This window comes from Acinetobacter sp. YH16032 (assembly GCF_013417345.1).
Taxonomy (GTDB): Bacteria; Pseudomonadota; Gammaproteobacteria; order Pseudomonadales; family Moraxellaceae; genus Acinetobacter.
Genome location: NZ_VPEE01000061.1, coordinates 1 through 6,470, shown reverse-complemented (window position 1 = coordinate 6,470; position 6,470 = coordinate 1). Strand labels below are relative to the sequence as shown.

Sequence of the window (6,470 nt, the reverse complement as noted above, 5' to 3'; positions counted from 1 at the left end):
ATGAGGCATGTTCCGCGTCCTTGCAATACTGTGTTTACATACAGTCTATCGCTTAGCGGAAAGTTCTTTTACCCTCAGCCGAAATGCCTGCCGTTGCTAGACATTGCCAGCCAGTGCCCGTCACTCCCACTCGATTGTAAACAAGCACACAAAACCCTTTAGTGACAACAATTTGCAAGAACTATCAGGCTCAGTGCCATGAAAAATACCATGACCAGATCATGAGGTTGAACACGGCTTGCGCCGGCAGCGTTCACGCTCCTGGTCGGCGATCTCGCCCGGCTGCAATGCTAGCTCAGCATCGGTCATGCGCTCCAGCACGTCGCGTAGGCGGATGGTGCAAGGAATGGGCGGCAGCTCGAACTCATAGCCGCCGGCGATCATTTCGGCCGCAATCTCCTCGGTGATGAAAAACGGCTCGTCGTCTTGGTTCGGCTTCTTCATGCCCTTTCCTCCTGGCGCTCATCCTGGCCGACAGCGGCCAGGGCATCGGCTTCCGTCAATGCGTCCTCCACGAACGCGCCGTGCTGCTTCGCTTCGGCCTGGCTGACCTCGGCCCATATCCGTTTCACCTGGGCCGCACTGTACCCGGCCAGCTCGGCGGTCTTGTTGATGCTGTAGCCGGACTTGCGCAGCGCGACAACTTGGGCGCGGCGCTTCGGATCAGCACGGCGGCCCTTGTACCGCCCGGCCTGGCGGGCCAACTCAATGCCTTGGCGCTGGCGTTCGCGCCTGTCCTCGTAGTCGTCGCGGGCCATCTGCAAGGCCAGGCGAAAAAGCATGATCTGCACGGCTTCCAGCACGATCTTGGCGACGCCCTGGGCCTCGGCCGCCAGGTCGGATAGATCGACCACGCCAGGGACGGCCAGGCGTGCGCCTTTGGCCTGTATCGAGGCCACCAGGCGCTCGGCCTCGGGCAAAGGTAGGCGGCTGATGCGGTCGATCTTCTCGGCAATGACCACCTCGCCGGGCTGTAGGTCGCCGATCATGCGCAGCAGCTCAGGCCGGTCGGCGCGTGCGCCGGATGCCTTCTCACGGTAGATGCCGGCGACGTAGTAGCCGGCGGCCTTCGCGGCCGTAGTGATCGCCTCTTGGCGTTCCAAGTCCTGCGCGTCGGTGCTGACGCGCAGATAGACCCGCGCCACCATCGGCGCGGCTACTGGCTTCGTCCTGCGCATACTTGCGGGCTCCTTTGGGCATACTCAAATGCACCCATCTTAAACTGGCAGCTAATGTACAAAAGTTGATAGAAGCACACAAGTTCAATTTTGCACTTCTGCCCCACTATTGCAAAACTGCTTGTTAGTAGCCGTTTTTTCTTACTGTTTATAGATTCAATAATTTTTGAAACGAAAAATTGGGACTAAACATTTCGGTTTCGTTTTCTGTCGATTCGTCCTGCGTATCTTTTGCATAAACAAACATTTGTTGTTCGTAGTTTTCGATGGCATTTTCAATACTTGTAAATTCTCCGTTTGTAAGGTTTTCAGACAATATCAAAGCATCCAATAATCCCGTATTTACACCCTGTCCTGCAAAAGGCGACATCAAATGAGCAGCATCGCCAATCATTGTTATGGGTAATGGACGGTTACTTTTCCAATCATTGTTCAAAGGAAATTTCCTTGTGGGCAAGCATTGAAATGTTGATACCGAACGTATTAATTGTTTGTAAACTTCACTCCATTTGGAAAATCTTTTCAATAAAAAATCGGCAACGCTGTTTCTGTCCTGAAAATCTAAGGGAATTTTATTTTTCCATTCATCGGGCGTTTTAAAACTAATTCCTAAATACAATGCACCATTATTATTGGGATTGGCAAACAATAAAATGCCCTGATGTCCCGCCATTAATCGGTTGCCGTTGCATAGCTGAAAAAATCCGGGACAGTTTATTTCCGGTTGAAGAATATCAGCTTGGATGTTGAAAGTACCGGTTTCTTCAACTTGCGTGTCGGTAACAAAGCTCCTTATTTTCGACATTCCACCATTGGCAAGAATAACCAAATCTGCTGTTTCACTCGGTTTATTCTCAAAAGTTAGTGTCCACTTCTTCTTACCAGGTTCAAGCATAACAAGTTTTCTATCCCAAATAACCGTGTCGTTTTCTAAACTATTCAACAAGATAGCCCTTAAGTCATTTCTGTTTATTTCAGGATTGTCAAATCGATTTTCGGGCTTTACATTTTTTGTGGATAAAATATTGCCTTTTTCATCAGCAATATTTACACCCATTGGTAAGGCTAAGTCATAATAAGTTTGTAACAATCCCGCTTTTTTCATTGCTTCCTGACCTGAACCTTTGTGTAGGTCAAGGGTTCCACCAAAAATTCTTGCCTCTCGGTCGTTGTCTCTTTCGTAAACTGAAACGTCTATGCCGTTTTGCTGTAATAATTTTGCCATAGTCAGTCCAACGGGTCCACCACCAATTATTGCAACGTTCTTATCACTAAGTAAATTCATTTGTTTGTCTGTATCTATTCGCATTGTCATTCAAAAATGGCACATAACAAGTGGCTATACGCCAAATGGCGTATATATCCACTATATCTTATTTTGCTAAACCTTTCATTATCAGTGACAAATCCGTTTTCAACCGTTTACCGTTCGTTTCTACTCTCTCAAAAGGATTTATATTCATAGTGCTTTTTGTTAAGTTTTGCTCAAATATACAAATCCTTTCTATATATCTAACAAATCCATCGGACTTTTTAATTGTTCCATTCCCTTGGTGGTAATATGTGTATAAACCTCAGTTGTTTTACTGCTTGAATGACCTAACAACGATTGAATATAACGTAAACTCGTACCATTCTCAAGCAAATGCGTTGCAAAGCTATGTCGTAAGGTATGTACAGTAACTTCCTTTTGAATCTTTGCTTTTAAAACAGCTGCTTTAAAAATGTTTTGAATACTTCGGCTTGAGTATGCGCCACCTTTTTGACCTTCAAATAAATAATCTTTTGGTTTATATTCCATAAAGTATGTTCTTAAAATAATTAATGTTTTCTCAGATAAAATGGTATAACGATCTCTTTTTCCTTTTGACTGTTCTATACGAATTTGCATGCGCTTGGAGTCAATGTCTTTTATTTTCAGGTTTATACATTCAGAAATGCGCAAACCTGCCGAATAAATAGTCATCAGAATAGCCTTGTGTTTCACGTTTTCAATAGCGCGTAGTACCCGAATGGTTTCTTCTTCACTCATCACAACAGGAAGTGTTTTTTCTTTTTTTGGTCTTTCGATGAAATATGTTTTCCGTTGTCCACCCAAAACACGTTCGTAATAAAACTGGCACTGTTGCAAAGTTAGCGATGAGGCAGCCTTTTGTCTTATTCAAAGGCCTTACATTTCAAAAACTCTGCTTACCAGGCGCATTTCGCCCAGGGGATCACCATAATAAAATGCTGAGGCCTGGCCTTTGCGTAGTGCACGCATCACCTCAATACCTTTGATGGTGGCGTAAGCCGTCTTCATGGATTTAAATCCCAGCGTGGCGCCGATTATCCGTTTCAGTTTGCCATGATCGCATTCAATCACGTTGTTCCGGTACTTAATCTGTCGGTGTTCAACGTCAGACGGGCACCGGCCTTCGCGTTTGAGCAGAGCAAGCGCGCGACCATAGGCGGGCGCTTTATCCGTGTTGATGAATCGCGGGATCTGCCACTTCTTCACGTTGTTGAGGATTTTACCCAGAAACCGGTATGCAGCTTTGCTGTTACGACGGGAGGAGAGATAAAAATCGACAGTGCGGCCCCGGCTGTCGACGGCCCGGTACAGATACGCCCAGCGGCCATTGACCTTCACGTAGGTTTCATCCATGTGCCACGGGCAAAGATCGGAAGGGTTACGCCAGTACCAGCGCAGCCGTTTTTCCATTTCAGGCGCATAACGCTGAACCCAGCGGTAAATCGTGGAGTGATCGACATTCACTCCGCGTTCAGCCAGCATCTCCTGCAGCTCACGGTAACTGATGCCGTATTTGCAGTACCAGCGTACGGCCCACAGAATGATGTCACGCTGAAAATGCCGGCCTTTGAATGGGTTCATGTGCAGCTCCATCAGCAAAAGGGGATGATAAGTTTATCACCACCGACTATTTGCAACAGTGCCGATAAAAATATATCATCATGAACAATAAAACTGTCTGCTTACATAAACAGTAATACAAGGGGTGTTATGAGCCATATTCAACGGGAAACGTCTTGCTCGAGGCCGCGATTAAATTCCAACCTGGATGCTGATTTATATGGGTATAGATGGGCTCGCGATAATGTCGGGCAATCAGGTGCGACAATCTATCGATTGTATGGGAAGCCCGATGCGCCAGAGTTGTTTCTGAAACATGGCAAAGGTAGCGTTGCCAATGATGTTACAGATGAGATGGTCAGACTAAACTGGCTGACGGCATTTATGCCTCTTCCGACCATCAAGCATTTTATCCGTACTCCTGATGATGCATGGTTACTCACCACTGCGATCCCCGGGAAAACAGCATTCCAGGTATTAGAAGAATATCCTGATTCAGGTGAAAATATTGTTGATGCGCTGGCAGCGTTCCTGCGCCGGTTGCATTCGATTCCTGTTTGTAATTGTCCTTTTAACAGCGATCGCGCATTTCGTCTCGCTCAGGCGCAATCACGAATGAATAACGGTTTGGTTGATGCGAGTGATTTTGATGACGAGCGTAATGGCTGGCCTGTTGAACAAGTCTGGAAAGAAATGCATAAGCTTTTGCCATTCTCACCGGATTCAGTCGTCACTCATGGTGATTTCTCACTTGATAACCTTATTTTTGACGAGGGGAAATTAATAGGTTGTATTGATGTTGGACGAGTCGGAATCGCAGACCGATACCAGGATCTTGCCATCCTATGGAACTGCCTCGGTGAGTTTTCTCCTTCATTACAGAAACGGCTTTTTCAAAAATATGGTATTGATAATCCTGATATGAATAAATTGCAGTTTCATTTGATGCTCGATGAGTTTTTCTAATCAGAATTGGTTAATTGGTTGTAACACTGGCAGAGCATTACGCTGACTTGACGGGACGGCGCTTCCCTACCCTCATGGCCGCCTCCCAGGAATCGACCCAGGTGCTTATCGTGGACATAATCCTTTACTCATAAATTTATCTTATTCCATTATTGTACCTGTCACGCAAAACTTGCAGAAAAGCCATAAACGCAGGAGAATCCTGTCGGCGGTGAGGATAATAAATATGGTAGCCGTCAAAATATGGACACCACTCGGTCAGAACAGCAATCAGCTTGCCGCTTTTGATATATCCATCTGCAACATACTCGGGAATATAGGCAATCCCCAGCCCGTCTAATGCTGCATCGAGCTGATGAATCGTGCTGTTCGCAATATATTGCCCTTTGACTTTCAGACTGAATTTCTGAGCATCTTTCTCGAATTCCCAGGCGTACAATCCACTCGTATCAGAATAGCGGACGTTAATGCAGTTGTGGTTCAAAAGATCCTGCGGCTTCCTGGGCTTAGCATAACGCTTAAAATGGCACTGTTGCAAAGTTAGCGATGAGGCAGCCTTTTGTCTTATTCAAAGGCCTTACATTTCAAAAACTCTGCTTACCAGGCGCATTTCGCCCAGGGGATCACCATAATAAAATGCTGAGGCCTGGCCTTTGCGTAGTGCACGCATCACCTCAATACCTTTGATGGTGGCGTAAGCCGTCTTCATGGATTTAAATCCCAGCGTGGCGCCGATTATCCGTTTCAGTTTGCCATGATCGCATTCAATCACGTTGTTCCGGTACTTAATCTGTCGGTGTTCAACGTCAGACGGGCACCGGCCTTCGCGTTTGAGCAGAGCAAGCGCGCGACCATAGGCGGGCGCTTTATCCGTGTTGATGAATCGCGGGATCTGCCACTTCTTCACGTTGTTGAGGATTTTACCCAGAAACCGGTATGCAGCTTTGCTGTTACGACGGGAGGAGAGATAAAAATCGACAGTGCGGCCCCGGCTGTCGACGGCCCGGTACAGATACGCCCAGCGGCCATTGACCTTCACGTAGGTTTCATCCATGTGCCACGGGCAAAGATCGGAAGGGTTACGCCAGTACCAGCGCAGCCGTTTTTCCATTTCAGGCGCATAACGCTGAACCCAGCGGTAAATCGTGGAGTGATCGACATTCACTCCGCGTTCAGCCAGCATCTCCTGCAGCTCACGGTAACTGATGCCGTATTTGCAGTACCAGCGTACGGCCCACAGAATGATGTCACGCTGAAAATGCCGGCCTTTGAATGGGTTCATGTGCAGCTCCATCAGCAAAAGGGGATGATAAGTTTATCACCACCGACTATTTGCAACAGTGCCGTTCAGGCAGTACTTCATCAACCAGCAAGGCGGCACTTTCGGCCATCCGCCGCGCCCCACAGCTCGGGCAGAAACCGCGACGCTTACAGCTGAAAGCGACCAGGTGCTCGGCGTGGCAAGACTCGCA

Annotated in this window: 8 protein-coding genes and 1 pseudogene; 1 reads left to right on the top strand and 8 read right to left on the bottom strand. The window is 47.3% G+C overall.

The window, feature by feature from the left end:
* Positions 1-219 precede the first annotated feature (219 nt).
* The 5 genes from FTV32_RS15500 to FTV32_RS15480 all read right to left on the bottom strand — a co-directional run bounded on the left by FTV32_RS15500 (position 220) and on the right by FTV32_RS15480 (position 4,053).
* The gene (locus FTV32_RS15500; RefSeq protein WP_000743213.1) at positions 220-444 is read right to left on the bottom strand and encodes a hypothetical protein; all 225 of its coding nucleotides are present in this window, start codon (positions 442-444) and stop codon (positions 220-222) included.
* Positions 441-1,178: a recombinase family protein gene (locus tag FTV32_RS15495; protein WP_001366550.1), complete on the bottom strand. Its 738-nt coding sequence runs from the start codon at positions 1,176-1,178 to the stop codon at positions 441-443. The genes FTV32_RS15500 and FTV32_RS15495 overlap by 4 nt, the downstream gene beginning before the upstream one ends.
* A gap of 148 nt (positions 1,179-1,326) precedes the next feature.
* The gene (locus FTV32_RS15490; RefSeq protein WP_024160783.1) at positions 1,327-2,493 is read right to left on the bottom strand and encodes a tetracycline-inactivating monooxygenase Tet(X3); all 1,167 of its coding nucleotides are present in this window, start codon (positions 2,491-2,493) and stop codon (positions 1,327-1,329) included.
* Between the two features lie 189 nt (positions 2,494-2,682).
* Positions 2,683-3,276, bottom strand: coding sequence for a tyrosine-type recombinase/integrase (locus FTV32_RS15485; RefSeq protein ID WP_205779272.1), 594 nt, complete (start codon positions 3,274-3,276; stop codon positions 2,683-2,685).
* A gap of 72 nt (positions 3,277-3,348) precedes the next feature.
* Positions 3,349-4,053 carry an IS6-like element IS26 family transposase gene (locus tag FTV32_RS15480; RefSeq protein ID WP_001067855.1) on the bottom strand — a complete coding sequence of 235 codons (705 nt, stop codon included), beginning with the start codon at positions 4,051-4,053 and terminating at the stop codon, positions 3,349-3,351.
* 129 nt (positions 4,054-4,182) lie between these two features.
* Here FTV32_RS15480 and FTV32_RS15475 point away from each other — a divergent pair, with 129 nt between their 5' ends.
* A complete protein-coding gene (locus tag FTV32_RS15475) occupies positions 4,183-4,998 on the top strand; it encodes an APH(3')-I family aminoglycoside O-phosphotransferase (RefSeq protein WP_000018323.1) in 816 nt (271 codons plus the stop codon).
* 136 nt (positions 4,999-5,134) lie between these two features.
* Here the strand turns inward: FTV32_RS15475 and FTV32_RS15470 are convergent, their stop codons facing one another.
* The 3 genes and pseudogenes from FTV32_RS15470 to FTV32_RS15460 all read right to left on the bottom strand — a co-directional run.
* Complete coding sequence (locus FTV32_RS15470) at positions 5,135-5,536, bottom strand: LysR substrate-binding domain-containing protein (RefSeq protein ID WP_001183556.1); 402 nt, start codon at positions 5,534-5,536, stop codon at positions 5,135-5,137.
* A gap of 39 nt (positions 5,537-5,575) precedes the next feature.
* Positions 5,576-6,280, bottom strand: a complete 705-nt coding sequence (locus FTV32_RS15465; protein WP_001067855.1) for an IS6-like element IS26 family transposase — start codon at positions 6,278-6,280, stop codon at positions 5,576-5,578.
* Positions 6,281-6,341: 61 nt separating this feature from the next.
* Positions 6,342-6,470, bottom strand: a pseudogene (locus tag FTV32_RS15460) (transposase zinc-binding domain-containing protein); the annotation flags it as partial.

Excerpts from the sequence above, each read along its gene's own strand:
- FTV32_RS15500 (WP_000743213.1), bottom strand. The coding sequence starts at position 444 with ATGAAGAAGCCGAACCAAGACGACGAGCCGTTTTTCATCACCGAGGAG.
- FTV32_RS15495 (WP_001366550.1), bottom strand. The coding sequence starts at position 1,178 with ATGCGCAGGACGAAGCCAGTAGCCGCGCCGATGGTGGCGCGGGTCTAT.
- FTV32_RS15490 (WP_024160783.1), bottom strand. The coding sequence starts at position 2,493 with ATGACAATGCGAATAGATACAGACAAACAAATGAATTTACTTAGTGAT.
- FTV32_RS15480 (WP_001067855.1), bottom strand. The coding sequence starts at position 4,053 with ATGAACCCATTCAAAGGCCGGCATTTTCAGCGTGACATCATTCTGTGG.
- FTV32_RS15475 (WP_000018323.1), top strand. The coding sequence starts at position 4,183 with ATGAGCCATATTCAACGGGAAACGTCTTGCTCGAGGCCGCGATTAAAT.
- FTV32_RS15465 (WP_001067855.1), bottom strand. The coding sequence starts at position 6,280 with ATGAACCCATTCAAAGGCCGGCATTTTCAGCGTGACATCATTCTGTGG.